This is a genomic window from Acidovorax sp. GW458-11-26-14-TSB4, from assembly GCF_059423865.1.
Window position 1 is genome coordinate 169357 of sequence record NZ_JBWKYR010000005.1, and the last position, 14121, is coordinate 183477.

General features: G+C 61.3%; 15 protein-coding genes and 1 pseudogene. 6 read left to right on the forward strand and 10 right to left on the reverse strand.

Annotation, left to right across the window (positions count from 1 at the left end; genetic code table 11):
* The first annotated feature begins 1 nt into the window (after window position 1).
* From AC07X5_RS13360 to AC07X5_RS13370, 3 genes are all read left to right on the forward strand, one after another.
* Complete coding sequence (locus AC07X5_RS13360) at window positions 2–547, forward strand: RDD family protein (protein WP_494770562.1); 546 nt, start codon at window positions 2–4, stop codon at window positions 545–547.
* Window positions 548–621: 74 nt separating this feature from the next.
* Window positions 622–1026: a diacylglycerol kinase gene (locus AC07X5_RS13365; protein ID WP_494770563.1), complete on the forward strand. Its 405-nt coding sequence runs from the start codon at window positions 622–624 to the stop codon at window positions 1024–1026.
* The gene (locus AC07X5_RS13370; protein WP_409959827.1) at window positions 1019–1612 is read left to right on the forward strand and encodes an LOG family protein; all 594 of its coding nucleotides are present in this window, start codon (window positions 1019–1021) and stop codon (window positions 1610–1612) included. The genes AC07X5_RS13365 and AC07X5_RS13370 overlap by 8 nt, the downstream gene beginning before the upstream one ends.
* Before the next feature lie 144 nt (window positions 1613–1756).
* Here AC07X5_RS13370 and AC07X5_RS13375 read toward each other — a convergent pair whose 3' ends face one another.
* Both AC07X5_RS13375 and AC07X5_RS13380 read right to left on the reverse strand, forming a co-directional pair.
* The gene (locus tag AC07X5_RS13375) at window positions 1757–2095 is read right to left on the reverse strand and encodes a P-II family nitrogen regulator (RefSeq protein WP_124514797.1); all 339 of its coding nucleotides are present in this window, start codon (window positions 2093–2095) and stop codon (window positions 1757–1759) included.
* Between the two features lie 70 nt (window positions 2096–2165).
* Complete coding sequence (locus AC07X5_RS13380; RefSeq protein ID WP_494770564.1) at window positions 2166–3830, reverse strand: NAD+ synthase; 1665 nt, start codon at window positions 3828–3830, stop codon at window positions 2166–2168.
* A 65-nt stretch (window positions 3831–3895) separates the two neighbouring features.
* Here AC07X5_RS13380 and AC07X5_RS13385 point away from each other — a divergent pair, with 65 nt between their 5' ends.
* Both AC07X5_RS13385 and AC07X5_RS13390 read left to right on the forward strand, forming a co-directional pair.
* The gene (locus AC07X5_RS13385; protein ID WP_494770565.1) at window positions 3896–5173 is read left to right on the forward strand and encodes a GNAT family N-acetyltransferase; all 1278 of its coding nucleotides are present in this window, start codon (window positions 3896–3898) and stop codon (window positions 5171–5173) included.
* A 78-nt stretch (window positions 5174–5251) separates the two neighbouring features.
* Window positions 5252–5442 (forward strand): annotated as a pseudogene (locus AC07X5_RS13390) (IS5/IS1182 family transposase); the annotation flags it as partial.
* Window positions 5443–5549: 107 nt separating this feature from the next.
* Here the strand turns inward: AC07X5_RS13390 and AC07X5_RS13395 are convergent.
* Genes AC07X5_RS13395 through AC07X5_RS13425 form a run of 7 tightly spaced genes read right to left on the reverse strand, consistent with a single transcriptional unit; the run spans window position 5550 to window position 11604 of the window.
* On the reverse strand, window positions 5550–5732 hold the full coding sequence (locus AC07X5_RS13395; protein ID WP_494770693.1) for a hypothetical protein: 183 nt from the start codon (window positions 5730–5732) through the stop codon (window positions 5550–5552).
* Between the two features lie 45 nt (window positions 5733–5777).
* Complete coding sequence (locus AC07X5_RS13400) at window positions 5778–6062, reverse strand: chemotaxis protein CheW (protein ID WP_494770566.1); 285 nt, start codon at window positions 6060–6062, stop codon at window positions 5778–5780.
* A 28-nt stretch (window positions 6063–6090) separates the two neighbouring features.
* The gene (locus AC07X5_RS13405; RefSeq protein WP_494770567.1) at window positions 6091–8619 is read right to left on the reverse strand and encodes a sensor histidine kinase; all 2529 of its coding nucleotides are present in this window, start codon (window positions 8617–8619) and stop codon (window positions 6091–6093) included.
* 2 nt (window positions 8620–8621) lie between these two features.
* On the reverse strand, window positions 8622–9635 hold the full coding sequence (locus AC07X5_RS13410; protein ID WP_494770568.1) for a hypothetical protein: 1014 nt from the start codon (window positions 9633–9635) through the stop codon (window positions 8622–8624).
* Window positions 9632–10426, reverse strand: a complete 795-nt coding sequence (locus AC07X5_RS13415; RefSeq protein ID WP_494770569.1) for an ABC transporter substrate-binding protein — start codon at window positions 10424–10426, stop codon at window positions 9632–9634. Before AC07X5_RS13415 ends, AC07X5_RS13410 begins: the two co-directional genes overlap by 4 nt.
* Before the next feature lie 24 nt (window positions 10427–10450).
* Window positions 10451–11236: an HD-GYP domain-containing protein gene (locus tag AC07X5_RS13420; RefSeq protein ID WP_494770570.1), complete on the reverse strand. Its 786-nt coding sequence runs from the start codon at window positions 11234–11236 to the stop codon at window positions 10451–10453.
* Window positions 11233–11604, reverse strand: a complete 372-nt coding sequence (locus tag AC07X5_RS13425) for a response regulator transcription factor (protein WP_494770571.1) — start codon at window positions 11602–11604, stop codon at window positions 11233–11235. Before AC07X5_RS13425 ends, AC07X5_RS13420 begins: the two co-directional genes overlap by 4 nt.
* 87 nt (window positions 11605–11691) lie before the next feature.
* Between AC07X5_RS13425 and AC07X5_RS13430 the strand changes: the two genes are divergently transcribed.
* The gene (locus AC07X5_RS13430) at window positions 11692–12333 is read left to right on the forward strand and encodes a helix-turn-helix domain-containing protein (protein WP_494770572.1); all 642 of its coding nucleotides are present in this window, start codon (window positions 11692–11694) and stop codon (window positions 12331–12333) included.
* Here the strand turns inward: AC07X5_RS13430 and AC07X5_RS13435 are convergent.
* Window positions 12330–13955 (reverse strand): methyl-accepting chemotaxis protein, encoded by a 1626-nt coding sequence (locus tag AC07X5_RS13435; protein ID WP_494770573.1) that lies wholly within the window; start codon window positions 13953–13955, stop codon window positions 12330–12332. The genes AC07X5_RS13430 and AC07X5_RS13435 overlap by 4 nt on opposite strands.
* Window positions 13956–14121 lie beyond the last annotated feature (166 nt).

The following is a 14121-nucleotide window of genomic DNA, read 5'->3' on the forward strand; positions in this document are numbered from 1 at the left end:
AATGCCCGCCACTCCCACCACCAGCACGCCGCAGGCGGACGCGGCGCTCCCGGCCGCGGCACCGGCCGCCACCCCCAGCCTCATGCGCCGCATGGCCTGCTGGCTCTACGAGGGCATGCTGATGTTCGGCGTGGTGTTCATTGCAGGCTACCTGTTCAGCGCGCTGAGCCAGCAGCGCCATGCGCTGGACCACCGCCACGCACTGCAGGCCTTCCTGTTCGTGGTGTTCGGCATCTATTTCACCTGGTTCTGGGCCAAGGGCCAGACACTGGCCATGAAGACCTGGAACATCCGCGTGGTGGACCGCGCCGGCCGCCCCATCAGCCAGCCGCGCGCCCTGCTGCGCTATCTGCTCAGCTGGCTGTGGTTCCTGCCGCCGCTGGCGGCCGTGTCGCCTTTTGCACTCTCGGGCGGGGAAACGCTGGTTCTGGTCATCGGCTGGGTGGCCGTGTGGGCCATTCTGGCGCGCTTCCACCCACAGCGGCAGTTCTGGCACGATGCGCTGGCCGGCACGCGGCTGGTGCATTTCGAGCACCGCAAGAAATGAGCCCCGGGCGGCCGTTTTCCGACGTTAAGCCCGCCGTCACAACAGTGCGCGAGAATCGCGGTTTTTCGCTCCCTATGTCCACACCCCAGCCCACCGCCCCCGCCAATCCCCAGAAAGCCCGCACCGGGCTCAACCGCATCTGGCATGCGGCCGGCTATTCGCTGGAAGGCCTGCGTGCCGGCTGGGACGAGAAGGCTTTCCGGCAGGAAGCCATTGCCGCCATCGTGCTGCTGCCCAGCTCGCTGTGGCTGGGCAAGAGCTGGGTGGAGGTGGCACTGCTGGCCGGCTCGGTACTGATCGTGATGATCGTCGAGCTGCTCAACACCGGCATCGAGACCGCCATCGACCGCATCGGCCCCGAATGGCACGACCTGTCCAAGCGCGCCAAGGACATGGGCAGCGCCGCCGTGCTGCTGGCCCTGCTGCTGTGCGTAGGCATCTGGGCAGGGGCCATCTTCCAGAGGATCACCCATGGCTGAACCGGCTTTTTCCATCTGCGTCTATTGCGGCTCGCGCCCCGGCGAGAACGAGGCCTATGCTCAGGCAGCCACGGCGGTGGGTGAGTGGATCGGCGCACACGGCGGGCAACTGGTCTACGGCGGCGGGCGCAGCGGCCTCATGGGTACCGTGGCCGAGGCCACGCGCCGGGCGGGCGGCCGTGTGGTCGGCATCATCCCCCAGGCCCTGGTGGACAAGGAGCTGGCCAACCGGGCCTGCGACGAGCTGCACATCGTGCAGACCATGCACGAACGCAAGGCCATGATGGCCGAGCGCAGCGATGCCTTCATCGCCCTGCCCGGCGGTATAGGCACTTTCGAGGAACTGTTCGAGGTCTGGACCTGGCGCCAGCTCGGCTACCACGACAAGCCCCTGGGCCTGCTCAACGTGGCCGGCTACTACGACGGCCTGCTGGCCTTTTTGAACCACAGCGTGGCCAGCGGCTTCATGGGCGAATGGCAGATGGGGCTGCTGCACGCCCATGTCGACGCACCCGCGCTGTTGCAAACCCTGGTCGAACAGGCCAGCAACAACGCAAGCCAGATCCCGCTGCGCTCGGTGATCTGAGCCCACGCTCTACAAAACTGGCGCGCCCAAGGCCAGGACCGCCGCGCAAGGGCCGCCCCGCCGCGCTGGCGGTGTCCCCCTTCCCGAATTGCAACGCAATTCGAGAGAAGGGGGAAGGCGCGAAGCGACTCAGGGGGATGTACCTTATACAGCAGCGTCGTCCAGATCGCCGGTGCGAATGCGCACCACGCGCTCCACGGCGGTCACGAAGATCTTGCCGTCACCGATCTTGCCGGTGCGCGCCACGTTGACGATGGCATCCACACAGCGGTCCACATCCTCGGACTTGACGACGACCTCGACCTTCACCTTGGGCAGGAAGTCCACCACGTACTCGGCGCCGCGGTACAGCTCGGTGTGGCCCTTCTGGCGGCCAAAACCCTTGACCTCGGTCACGGTCAGGCCGGTCACGCCGCATTCGGCCAGGGCTTCGCGGACTTCTTCGAGCTTGAAGGGCTTGATGACGGCGGTGATCATTTTCATGGCGGGTCTCCTGGAGATGAAAAAAAGGGAACGGCTGCTCGTGGCCTGGGCTCAGGCCGTCAGAACTGCATCAAGCGCGAAAGCTATTGGTGATAGGGTAACGCCAATCCTTGCCGAAGCTGCGGCGGGTGACGCGAATCCCCACGGGCGCCTGCTGGCGCTTGTACTCGTTGATTTGGATGAGCCGGGTCACGCGCTCCACGTCGGCGCGTGCAAAGCCGGCGGCGATGATGGATTCGATGGGCTCGTCGTTCTCCATGTAGCGCGCGACGATGGCGTCCAGCACATCGTAGGGCGGCAGGCTGTCCTGGTCCTTCTGGTCGGGGCGCAGCTCGGCGCTGGGCGGGCGCGTGATGATGCGCTCGGGGATGGGGTTGGCGCCTTTGCCGTACGGGTCGTGGGCATTGCGCCAGCGGCACAGCGCGAACACGGTGGTCTTGGCCACGTCCTTGATCACGGCAAAGCCGCCGGCCATGTCGCCGTAGAGCGTGCAGTAGCCGGTGGACATTTCGCTCTTGTTGCCGGTGGTCAGCACGATGGAGCCGAACTTGTTGGACAGGGCCATCAGCAAGGTGCCGCGGATGCGCGCCTGCAGGTTCTCCTCGGTCGTGTCTTCGGCCAGGCCGGCGAAATCGCTGGCCAGCGCGGCCTTGAAGGCTTCGAACTGGGGTTGGATAGAAATCTCGTCGTAGCGCACGCCCAGGCGGGCCGCCATGTCGCGCGCGTCGATCCAGCTGATGTCGGCCGTGTAGGGCGAGGGCATCATCACCGCGCGCACCTTGTCGGCGCCCAGCGCATCGACAGCGATCGCCAGCACCAGGGCCGAGTCGATGCCGCCCGATAGGCCCAGCAGCACGCCAGGAAAGCGGTTCTTGCCCACATAGTCGCGCACCCCCAGCACCAGGGTGTCCCAGAGGTCGGCCTCGGCGCTGCGCAACGGGGCGATGTCGCCCTTGAGCACCAGCGGGGCGGTGCCGTTGCCGGACTCCACCTGCACGGTGAACAGCGCTTCCTCGAAGCCCGGGGCGCGCGCAGCCACCGCGCCGTCGGCGCCCAGGGCAAAGGAGCGGCCTTCGAACACCACCTCGTCCTGCCCGCCCACCAGGTGGGCATAGACCAAGGGCAGGCCGGTTTCCTGCACGCGCGCGCGCATGGTGTCCTCGCGCTCGGCACTCTTGCCCAGGTGGAAGGGCGAGGCATTGATCACCGCCAGCAGTTGCGCGCCGGCCGCGGCGGCATCGCGCGCGGGGCCGGCGAACCAGGCGTCCTCGCAGACCAGCACGCCCACGCGCACGCCGGCCACCTCGAACACGCAGGGCGCCTGCCCGGCCACGAAGTAACGGCGCTCGTCGAACACCTGGTAGTTGGGCAGTTCGCGCTTGGCATACGTCTGCTCCACCACGCCGTCGCGCAGCACGCTCGCGGCATTGAAGCAGGCGCTGAAGGCCGGCGCACCGGCGCGCACGGCCTGCGGATGCCCGATCACGATGGCCAGGCCTTTCAACCCTGCGGTCTCACGGGCCACGGTTTTCACGGCATCATCGCAGGCGGCGATGAAGGCCGGGCGCAGGAACAGGTCCTCCGCCGCGTAGCCGCAGACCGCCAGCTCGGGCGTGAGCAGCAATTGCGCGCCCCGGGCATGGGCCTCACGCGCCGCGGCAATGATCTTCTGCGCATTGCCGGGCATGTCGCCCACCACGAAATTGAGCTGCGCTGTGCAAATGGAGAGCGTCATGGAACTGGAAGAGGCCGCCAAGGCCAGGTTGAAGACAGCCGCCGATGCAGGCCCGCAGGGCATACATGGCTGAATCGGACATTATCGCCCGCGTACTGGCCTCCCCGCAGGAGGTGGACGCCAATGCCTGGAACGGCTTGCTGGCTTTGCAGAGCCACCCCACGCCCTTTGTACGCCACGAATACCTTGCGGCCCTGCACGAGAGCGGCAGCGCTGTACCGAAACGGGGCTGGACACCCCGCTTCATGACGCTGTGGGAGGGCGATGCGCTGATCGCCGCCTGCCCGCTGTATCTCAAGGCCCACTCGTACGGCGAATACGTCTTCGACTGGGCCTGGGCCAACGCCTACGAGCAGCACGGCGTGCCCTACTACCCCAAGGCCACCATCGCAGTGCCCTTCACGCCCGTCCCCGGCACCCGGCTCATGGCACGCGACGAGGAGAGCCGCACCCTGCTGGTGCAAGCTGTCTGCCAATGGTGCGAGAGCCAGGGTGTCTCGTCGGTGCATGTGCTGTTTGCCAGTGGCGCGGACATCAAGACCAGCGCCACTGAAGGCCTGATGCTGCGCCATACGGTCCAATTTCACTGGAAGAACGTGGCCCCCACGCTCGGCACTGGCGTGTCCTCGCTGCCCCCCGAGGGGGCTCTCGCCGCCTTGGGGCGGCCCGGCGCCGGCTCGGCACCGCCCCCGGCGACTGCCGAGGACGTTCCGGCCCGTTACACCAGCTTCGACGACTTCCTCGCCAGCCTGGCGCAGGACAAGCGCAAGAAGATCCGCCAGGAGCGCCGCCGCGTGGCCGAGGCAGGTGTCACGTTCCGCTGGTCGCGTGGAGCGGACATCACCACCGCCGACTGGGATTTCTTCTACCGCTGCTACGAGCGTACCTACCTCGAGCACGGCAACCCGCCCTACCTCACGCGCGACTTCTTCACGCGCATGGCCGCCACCCTGCCCGAGGCCTGGCTGCTGTTCATCGCCGAAAAGGAGGGCCACCCCATCGCCAGCAGCCTGATCGCGCTGGGCGACTACGGTGCCGATGGCCTGGTCGCCTATGGCCGCTACTGGGGCGCGCTGGAGCGCGTGGACTGCCTGCACTTCGAAGCCTGCTACTACCAGCCGCTGCAGTGGTGCATTGCCCACGGCGCGGCGCGCTTCGAAGGCGGCGCCCAGGGCGAACACAAGATGGCCCGCGCCCTGCTGCCCGTGCAGGCCACCAGCGCCCACTGGATCGCGCACCCGGCATTCGCCGAGGCGGTGGATCGCTTTCTGGAGCGTGAAGGCCAGGGGGTGGAGGGTTATCTGGAGGAATTGCAGGGACGCAGTCCGTTCAGGCAGGGGTGAGCCATCCGCCGAGACTCAACCGGTATCGCCGGTAGCATCCGCTTGATGGGCACCATTGGCATGCTCACCCGCACGGCCGTCAAGCGCAAGAATCCGCCAAACCTGCGCAGCAAGCACCCGTGCGCCGGTGCGGGCTACCGTGGAGCCGAATATCGGCGCACGATTGAGAGCCACGGCTACATTGCCCATGTCGTAGGCCGGAGCACCGAAGCCCGGGCCAAGAAACGCGACCCGGCGCGAAGGCTCGGCGCTTGGTTGTGGAGCCTTGCGACATAGGTTACCTCGACTGTGAAGAGGTCGAAGAATTCATCAACGAGCAGATAGAGACAAGACCGCCTGAGGCCGCGACAGCGCATCTGGGCAGCCTGCCACTCAATCAATCGGTGCAAGCGGCAAGCTCCAGGCCCGAGCCCTGGCGGACTCTGGCAATCAATTGCTCCGAGTCCAGCAGCAACAGGGTACGGGGAGCACACTCGTGTTCGACTTGCGCAATGGCAACCACACCATGCGACTCCTCCTTCCCGAAGAGGGTAGGTACGTCCCTGATCTGATCGATCATCAGGTCTACCACATCGGAAACAGAGTCGACGACCACACCAATGGTTTAGTGGTCAAGGTTTACCACGACCGTCACTGTGCTCGCCGTGAAATTCGCATCGATGCCAAGACATACTCGCAGATCAATGAGCGGAACGGTTTCCCCACGCAGGTCCAGCACGCCCAAAATGTGTGCGGGCGATCCTGCGATGTGTGTCGGTGGTTCGAAGAACCGGATTTCCTGAATTCCAGAGATGGCAAGGCCGTATTCTTGGGTGCCCAATCGGAATGCCAGATGCTCTCCAGAAGGGACATGTACTTCGGAGTCGAGGGGGCGCATGGATGTATTCATTTTGAGAGATTTCCTTGTTGCATATGTTTCAGGTGAGTTCGGCGGGTACGGTGTCACACATGCGTGCGGGGAGGCTGATGTGAAATGCAGCCCCTTGGGTCTGGAGGTTCTCCGCGTAGATCTCCCCACCTAGGGCTTCGACGATTTTTTTGCAGATTGCCAGGCCCAAGCCAGTGCCCCCAGACCCATCCTTGGTGGCGCTTGACTGCTTGAATGCCTCAAAGATCGACCTCAATTCACAAGGTGGGATGCCGGGCCCGTGGTCGCGCACGGCGAGCCTTATCTGCCCACGGCTATCTACCCTGCCGAGAATTTGAATCTTTGACTCCTCTGGCGAGAACTTGATCGCATTGGCCACCACATTGCGAATCACTTGTTCGAACCGCACCGGATCGACCTTTGCAGTCAGCGGCACATCTCCAAGGTTCACCTCCAGCGCCAACCTACGCTGGGCCAGCAATGGCTCCAGCTCACGAAGCACGGGCCGTATCACCCCACGCAAATCGATTTTTTCGAGATGAAAAGTGCCTACCGTGCTTTCCAGTTTGGCCACATCGAGCAGGTCGTTTACCAGGGAGAGCATTTTTTGCCCAGCGCGGTGAACGTCTTCGAACATTCCACAGAATGCAGGGTGGGCCTTGGCACGGAACATCCCCAGCTCAGAGAAGCCGATGATGGACTGCAAAGGGGTTCGCAGCTCATGGCTCATGTTCGCAACAAATTCCGACTTTGAGCGGGAGGCTTCCTCCGCTGAATCCCGGGCTTCGCGGGTCACCTTCTCCGCCTCCCGGAACTCGCTGACATCCATGAGGGTACAAAGTATCCCGGTTGCCGTGCCTTCGGAATCTGAAACGATGGCCTTGACCACTCGCGTGTCCCGCCAAGAATGGTTTCCGTTGAGGACCCTGGTTTCGAAGCGCACCGTTTCTCGCTCATTTTTCAGCTGAGCGTCAGCAGCCTGGTGAACCACCGCCTCTTCAGAAGGAAGAAAGTCTTGCAGCCGCAAGCCGATCACATCGGCCCGCACGCGACCTTTGTATTCCTCCCAGGCACGATTTACCAGCACGATCCTTCCTTCCATGTCGGTCATGGAAATCGGCAGGGGATTCATCTCCAGCATCAGTCCACGGAACTCAAGCTCGCTCTGAAGCTTCTGCTGAGCGATCCAACGCTCGGTCACATCGACAGCGCTGCCAGCGAAGCCAATCACTTGCCTTTCTTGCAGAAGTGGGACTACGGCGAGGTCAAACCGCTTCATCTGACCATCATCAATGCGCACCAGGGCCTGAGCCTTGCGCACTCGGCCATTCACGCCGTCCTTGAAAAGCAGGGCCACGGAAACACGTGATTGAGCTTCTACCAGTTCATGCAATGGGCGGCCTACAGGTGATGGCTGACCATCGCTGCTCAGAGCGATCCACTGGGCATTGACGAAGGTAATTTTGCCGTGTTCGTCCGTGCGAAAGATCACTTCCTGAACGCTTCGCATCAACACGGCGAGTTCACGCTCGCTTTGAGCAATACGGTCCTGCGCATCTTCTGCAAACAACTGGGCCGACTCTCTCAAGCGCAAGCCTCGCCACGCCACCAGCGTCAGTACCAACATCACAGCGCAGGCGCCGCAACCCAGCCATAGATAGCCAACGGAGTCTTCGAGCCAGCGGCTGAGCGCCAGCTCTCGCGGCTCTTCCACCACGACCACGATGGGATGGGTCCGGGAGACTCTGTAGGCCACGATCTGTTGGTCGCCACCAAATCCTTTGCCAACGAAGCTGAGATGCTCCCTGGTAGGCAAGTGGTCTTTAAAAACAGGCAGTGCTTTGATCTCTGCGGTAGGCAGCGCATGTGTCCCTGCCCCCGCAATGAAGTCTCCCGCATAACTCGTCACGGTCGATGTATATCCGGCCTGTCCAACAGCAAGTTGCTGGAGGTTCGCCAACGCGTCAGCGTTCAGCAGCCCGACCGCGTACACAGATTGGCGTTCGTGAACTGTGAAGGTGCGCATCAGCGGCACAAAGCCGACTCCTTTAGGCGCCGCAACACTTGCGGGGTTCAATGCCAAACTCTCTATGCCACGGCCCGCAATGAGGTGACCGATTCCACTTTTTCCTTCAGGCGGCAAAGCCCCCAGGTGACTAACATTGATCTGAATTCCTAGGTGTTCAGGGTTGTTGCTCGCCAACACGTTCCCTTGTGCATCCACCACCAACAGACCTCGCATGAATGGCACTCCGGCAAGGGACTGTTTGAGGGAGTCTTCGCCGTTAGTGCGGTTTTCGACAATCTCCTGGAAGACCCGCGACTCCACCAAGGTGGACAGCACAAACAATCCACTGTCTACAGTTCGCGTGGTCTGGTCTTCAAGCATGCGCGCAAGCAGCTCTGCCTTGTCACGCTCGGATTGAATCAACTGGGTGCGGTCCGTCGCCGCAACCCAGGCGGTTGCGCAGCCTACCCCCAATGTGAGCAAGATGCCAAGGAGCAGCGCAATTGAACTCAATTGGCGTATCGAAAACACTGGCTCGCGGGGATGCAATGACCGCTGACTGAGGAACATGTTTATCCTTCAATGGTCAGACGACCAGGTCTGCGCAGCAGGAAGGCGAGCACGAAGAATGCACAGCTGGCCGCAACGCCAGCCCAGAGCAGACTGGTAAGACTGCTGTGCTTCGATGCAGTCGCGAGCTCCACTGGCGTCTCGCCAATGAGCACCAAGGGCGAATTCTTCAGATATCTAAATGCAACCACTTGCTGGCTGCCCTGCACGCCGCGCCCGACATAGCTTCCCGCTACGTTCTCGACACGTTCAGCTCGGAAGACCGGCATCGCGTTGGCATGCTCATGGACTGGCGGAGACTTTCCGGTGCTGGCTGCGATCTGGCCGTACCTCGTTGCCAGCGAGTAAGTAAACCCAGGCTGCACTTTGTGCCCAGCGGAATCGGCCAACAAGGCCTCTGGTTTGAGCAATGCAATCACGTGCATTGGCATGCCTCTCCGATCACCAATCGTGCGCAGCAAAACAACCGCCCCAGCTGTCGACCGCAAGCTGGCATAGTGCGCATCCGGCCTCAGGTCCTGCTGGCTTCTGCCAACAGCGAGATCTCCCACCAGACTCTGGCCTGCAGCAGGCATTGCGCCCAGGCTGTGGATGTTCACCGCCTGGCCCCGCTCGCCGGCACGCGTGCTGGCAAGAACATGCCCCTCTCCATCGATCAGCAAAAACGCACAAAACGATGGAGAGCTGGCCAAGACGTTCGTCATCACGTCTGAGGTCACATCCAAGCTAGGCAGCGGCGATGCAAGCCGTTCCGCCAATCTGTCCAGCGTCCCAATGTCGCGACGCAGCCGGCGGTTGACCTCTGCTTGCGCGAGATCAACCAAGACTTGGGCCTGCGCCTCGCTCAGGTGGGGAGAGGAACCTTGCTCGGCCGTCGCCATGGTGACGGCTGCAGCGAACACCGCTCCCGCAGCAAGTACGCCAGCGGCCAGAAACAGGCGCACCAGCAACTGGCTATGCTGCTTCGCAGCCATGCGCTGACCTTCGCTTGCTGACAACCTGATTTCATTCATCATGGAATCACAATGCTGCTCAGTCCGTTTCGTCCAGCGGCAGCCGCCAGGCGACCGTCACGCTTTATGTGAGTGACGAATTCGTCCACAGTTTTGAGCCATGCGTCGTCGCCAGGTTTCACCGCATAGGCGTAGGGCAAAACGAAGACCGGTTGCGGCGGAGATACCAGACGCGCCCAATCGGCGTTGTCGAGAAGCCGACGGCTGTAAGGGTAGTCCGTCATGAAAACGTCCACTCTCCCGCTCTCCAACTCCCGCTCACGGGTTGCTGGAGGCGCAACCTTAACCACCTTCGCATGCTTGAGCCGCTCCATCATGACGGGCTCCATGAAGGTTCCAGTCTGGACTGCTACGGCAACGCCTGGCTGATCAATGTCGGACCATTGCTTGATCGCGGCATTGCTCTTCGTGGTGATACCGTAGATGTCACTGCTCAGGTACGGACGCGTGAACTTGAGGGCCGCCATGCGTTGCGGGAGCATGCCAATGGCAAACATCGCCACATCACAACGGTCGCCGCGCAGGTCATCGATCAGGGTAGCGAACGACGACTCGACATACTCAACCTTTGCCCTCAAATCCTTGCCTAGCTCGGCAGACAGCTCAATGTCAATGCCACCGAGCTGCTGGGTCCGCGGATTGCGGTAGGTGATCCCGTAGTAGTCGGGCCAAATGCACACGCGAACAATGTGCTGAGAGTTGACCTTGTCAAAGACCTGGCCGGCCATGGCCGGAACGCAAGCAGCCAGACAGACAAATGAGACAGAAGCGATCAAACGTAGGGAAACAAGCATGGTGGATGTCCTCAACAGGGAGTCTTAGGCTGCGTCAATGAGATCCGAGAATGTGGGCCGCTCCTGCATGATCCTCAGGCGAAGGGCATCAAGCTCGGCGATGTTGGCAACGAAGGCATCGACGACGGTCGGGTCGAATGCAGTCCCTCGTAACTCCAACAGCATTTCCAAGGCCTTCTCGACGCTGAACGCAGGTCGGTACACCCTGTCCATGGTCAAGGCATCAAAGAAATCTACGACCGCAGTGATGCGCCCAGAAAGGGGGATCGCCTCCCCAACCAATCCGCGTGGGTATCCCATCCCGTCAAATCGCTCATGGTGAGTCAGCGCAACTTCGGCCGCGAGCCTGAACACCGGCACACGCGAACTGCTCAGGATCTTGGCTCCCATCTCCGGGTGTTGCTTCATCACGTCCCGCTCCCCTTCGGTGAGAGGACCTGCCTTCTTGAGCACGTTGTCCGGCGTGCCGATTTTCCCGATATCGTGCATGGGCGCAGCGCGACGCAGCATGCGTGCGAACGTGGGCGTTGAGCCCAGATGAAGAGCCAACGCCTCTGCCAGATAGCCGATCCGGATGATGTGTACCGAGGTATCGTCATCTCGGAACTCGGCCGCCATCGACAGATGGAGAAGTGCCTCGTGATGCGCTCGGGTCACCTCACGCAGGGCCTCATTGCGTTCACGGTACATGTGCCCGAAGTCTTCGATGAAGCGCTCCATCTGAGCAGATGCGTCTTCCGCAAAGCATCGGGACTCCATGGCGTTTTGCGCGGCTTGAGCCGGCAGTGCGAATTGCTCAGGGAGGGTCATGCCACCGTCTCCAGGCGATAAAGGGCATCCAGCACCTGCAGGGTACTGAAAGGCTTGACCAGGTATTCATCGGCCCCAGCCTTGGCGCCATCGCGTCGATCTTCAGCTTGACCACGGGCAGTCAGCATGATCACCTTGGTGTGTTTCATGGCAGGGTTGGCCTTGATGCACCGGCACACTTCAAGGCCCGACAGCGCACCGGGCATCATGATGTCCAGAAGCACAATGTCGGGCAGCACATCGCGCGCCATCTGCAGACCCACATCTCCATTGGCTGCTTCATGGATCTCAAACTCCTCGAACTCCATAGTCATCCTGAGCAGCTTGCGGATGTCGACATGGTCTTCAACAATCAATACTTTTTTCATATCTACCTCTGTGTGTCTGCGTTACGTCACTTCACAGCCCCTGTCCTACCGGGTGTGAAAGACTCGTGTAAGTAAAATGCCCGCTACATGAAGTCAGAGCCCGCCATCACTGCAATCTCACCGGAAGACCAGCTCACGACTTTCGAAGCAGCCCGATTGCTGGGACTTGCTGTGCGTTCGGTTCAATTGATGGCGGACCGCAGAGAGCTCCACGCGTGGAAAACTTCTGGTGGGCATCGGCGTATCTCGCGGGCCTCTGTCGAGAGATGGCTGCGTGAGCGCTCTGCAGATGCCGACCCTGTCGACGGCACGCAGGCTGGCCCAGCTTCAAGCGCTGTAGTGAAGGTGCTATTCATCGAGGACTCCATCCATTTTCAAAATTTGGTGTCTTTGTTGTTTGCGCAGCATTTCCCTGAATGGGAGTTGCACGTTGCCAATGACGGTGTCACTGGGTTGGTGATGTATGGCGAAGTCCAGCCCGACATCCTCATCGTCGACATCCTGTTGCCAGGCATCGACGGCGCCGCGCTCATCACGACGCTGCGTTCCCACCCGAGGTTCGCGAAGAGCGGCCTGGTGGTTGTCACTTCCCTGGACGAGGCTCAACGTGCACCCTTCGCATTTGCACTGCAGGGAGTCGATGTCATCCATAAACCGCGACTCGTTGCTGAACTGCAGGGAGTACTCACCCAAGTAGCGGACAACCGTGGTGCCGTGCGATCGCCTTAGATCAGATGCCGCCGCGACGAGCTCTTTGCCTTGCGCAACTCGACAGCGTCGATCTGGCTCAAGGACAGTTCGCCCGATTTGAGCCGGAACAGGCGCATGGAGTTGCTGACCCCCTGGACCTGACCGTACACCGATTGCGCTGCTGCTGCGAGTTCCTGCACCATCGATGCATTCTGTTGGGTGATCGAATCCATGTGGGACACAGCCTCGTTGATTTGGGAGACTCCAACCTTCTGCTCACCTGCTGCGGTGCTGATCTCGTCGAGCACTGAATTCACCTTTCCGATGGATTCAAGGACGGCATGCATGCGCTCACGCGCCTGGTTTGCACTCGCGACACCGGCAGTGACCAGGGTACCGGACTCTGTGATCAACTCTTTGATGTCTTTAGCAGCTGTGGCGGTACGCTGCGCCAGTGCGCGAACTTCGGATGCGACCACGGCAAAGCCACGGCCCTGATCCCCGGCTCGCGCTGCTTCCACGGCGGCATTCAACGCCAGAATGTTTGTCTGGAATGCAACGCCTTCGATGAGTTGGATGATGTCCTCGATATGCTTGGAAGACGTGGCGATCTCCTGCATGGTTGTTGCCAGGCTCTGCACTGCTTCGTCACTGCGCCTGGCGACTTCAGCGGTGGTGTACGCCATGTGCGCCCCGTGATTGGCCGAGCTCGCGCTGTTCTGGATGGTGCCGTTGATTTGCTCCATGGACGCTGCGGTCTGCTGCAAGTTGCCCGCCTGGGCTTCAGTCCGAGCAGACAGATCGTTGTTGCCAGAAGCAATTTCCTGGACCGCGATGTCCAGATGACCAACCTCTTCACGAACATCGCTGACTACCGTGCGCAGATTCACGCTCACCTGGTTGAGGGCCTGCTGAAGCTGGCCGACGATGTCGCTTGCACCCGTCTGCACGGCGTGGGACAAATCGCCTGAGGCCAGACAGTTGGCATCCTTGACCAGACGGTGAAGTGGGCTCACGGCAAAGGCTCGGATCAGCGCGAAGCTACCAATGGCCGCTGTAGCCGCGACGCCTGCGGTGACATACCAAGGTGCGCCCATCAATGCAGGGACCATCGTGGTCAAGGCCGCGGCAGCTTGCACAAACATCACCTTGCTGCCCACCGATGGGTGCGCCAAGCGCTTGATGCGTCCGAGAAAGCCCTTTTGCAAAATGGCTCCACGGTGCAACCCGTAGCTTGCCCAACCTGACGAGCTTTGGCGGTTGAGCACTTCGTAAAATGCCTCAGCGGACTTCACCTGTTCCCTGGTAGGTGAGGTGCGAACGGAAAGAAAGCCCGTGATCTGATCGCCATCCATCATTGGCGTCGCGTTTGCCTGAACCCAGTAGTGGTCTCCATCCTTGCGGCGATTCTTCACCAGACCGGTCCACGGCACTCCTGACTGGATCGTCTCCCACATGTCACGAAAGGCTTCCGATGGCATGTCGGGGTGACGCACCAGGTTGTGGGACTGGCCCAGCAGTTCCTCCAGCTGAAACCCACTCACCTGAACAAAGGCGCGGTTGCAGTAGGTGATGCGTCCTTTCAGATCGGTCACAGACACCAATGTTTCATTCGGGGGGAAGGTGAACTCCCGTTGGCTCACGGGGTGGTTGTTTCTCATCGTGCACTCCTTCATCGTTCGTCGGACACAGCGATTGCAATCGCCTTAAAATTGCATAAATGATAATTTTGATATGTAACAATGTCAAATTTGATTTGATTTGTCTTGATGTAGATCAATGCCTCAGAGTGGTGCGAGGTGCTCAATGCGTGTGAGTTTTTGACTG

What these genes read in the sequence shown, in the direction of transcription:
- AC07X5_RS13370 (WP_409959827.1), top strand. Translation starts at nt 1,019, where the DNA reads ATGGCTGAACCGGCTTTTTCCATCTGCGTCTATTGCGGCTCGCGCCCC.
- AC07X5_RS13385 (WP_494770565.1), top strand. Translation starts at nt 3,896, where the DNA reads ATGGCTGAATCGGACATTATCGCCCGCGTACTGGCCTCCCCGCAGGAG.
- AC07X5_RS13400 (WP_494770566.1), bottom strand. Translation starts at nt 6,062, where the DNA reads ATGAATACATCCATGCGCCCCCTCGACTCCGAAGTACATGTCCCTTCT.
- AC07X5_RS13425 (WP_494770571.1), bottom strand. Translation starts at nt 11,604, where the DNA reads ATGAAAAAAGTATTGATTGTTGAAGACCATGTCGACATCCGCAAGCTG.
- AC07X5_RS13430 (WP_494770572.1), top strand. Translation starts at nt 11,692, where the DNA reads ATGAAGTCAGAGCCCGCCATCACTGCAATCTCACCGGAAGACCAGCTC.
- AC07X5_RS13360 (WP_494770562.1), top strand. Translation starts at nt 2, where the DNA reads ATGCCCGCCACTCCCACCACCAGCACGCCGCAGGCGGACGCGGCGCTC.
- AC07X5_RS13405 (WP_494770567.1), bottom strand. Translation starts at nt 8,619, where the DNA reads ATGTTCCTCAGTCAGCGGTCATTGCATCCCCGCGAGCCAGTGTTTTCG.
- AC07X5_RS13375 (WP_124514797.1), bottom strand. Translation starts at nt 2,095, where the DNA reads ATGAAAATGATCACCGCCGTCATCAAGCCCTTCAAGCTCGAAGAAGTC.
- AC07X5_RS13415 (WP_494770569.1), bottom strand. Translation starts at nt 10,426, where the DNA reads ATGCTTGTTTCCCTACGTTTGATCGCTTCTGTCTCATTTGTCTGTCTG.
- AC07X5_RS13365 (WP_494770563.1), top strand. Translation starts at nt 622, where the DNA reads ATGTCCACACCCCAGCCCACCGCCCCCGCCAATCCCCAGAAAGCCCGC.
- AC07X5_RS13380 (WP_494770564.1), bottom strand. Translation starts at nt 3,830, where the DNA reads ATGACGCTCTCCATTTGCACAGCGCAGCTCAATTTCGTGGTGGGCGAC.
- AC07X5_RS13410 (WP_494770568.1), bottom strand. Translation starts at nt 9,635, where the DNA reads ATGATGAATGAAATCAGGTTGTCAGCAAGCGAAGGTCAGCGCATGGCT.
- AC07X5_RS13395 (WP_494770693.1), bottom strand. Translation starts at nt 5,732, where the DNA reads ATGATCGATCAGATCAGGGACGTACCTACCCTCTTCGGGAAGGAGGAG.
- AC07X5_RS13420 (WP_494770570.1), bottom strand. Translation starts at nt 11,236, where the DNA reads ATGACCCTCCCTGAGCAATTCGCACTGCCGGCTCAAGCCGCGCAAAAC.
- AC07X5_RS13435 (WP_494770573.1), bottom strand. Translation starts at nt 13,955, where the DNA reads ATGAGAAACAACCACCCCGTGAGCCAACGGGAGTTCACCTTCCCCCCG.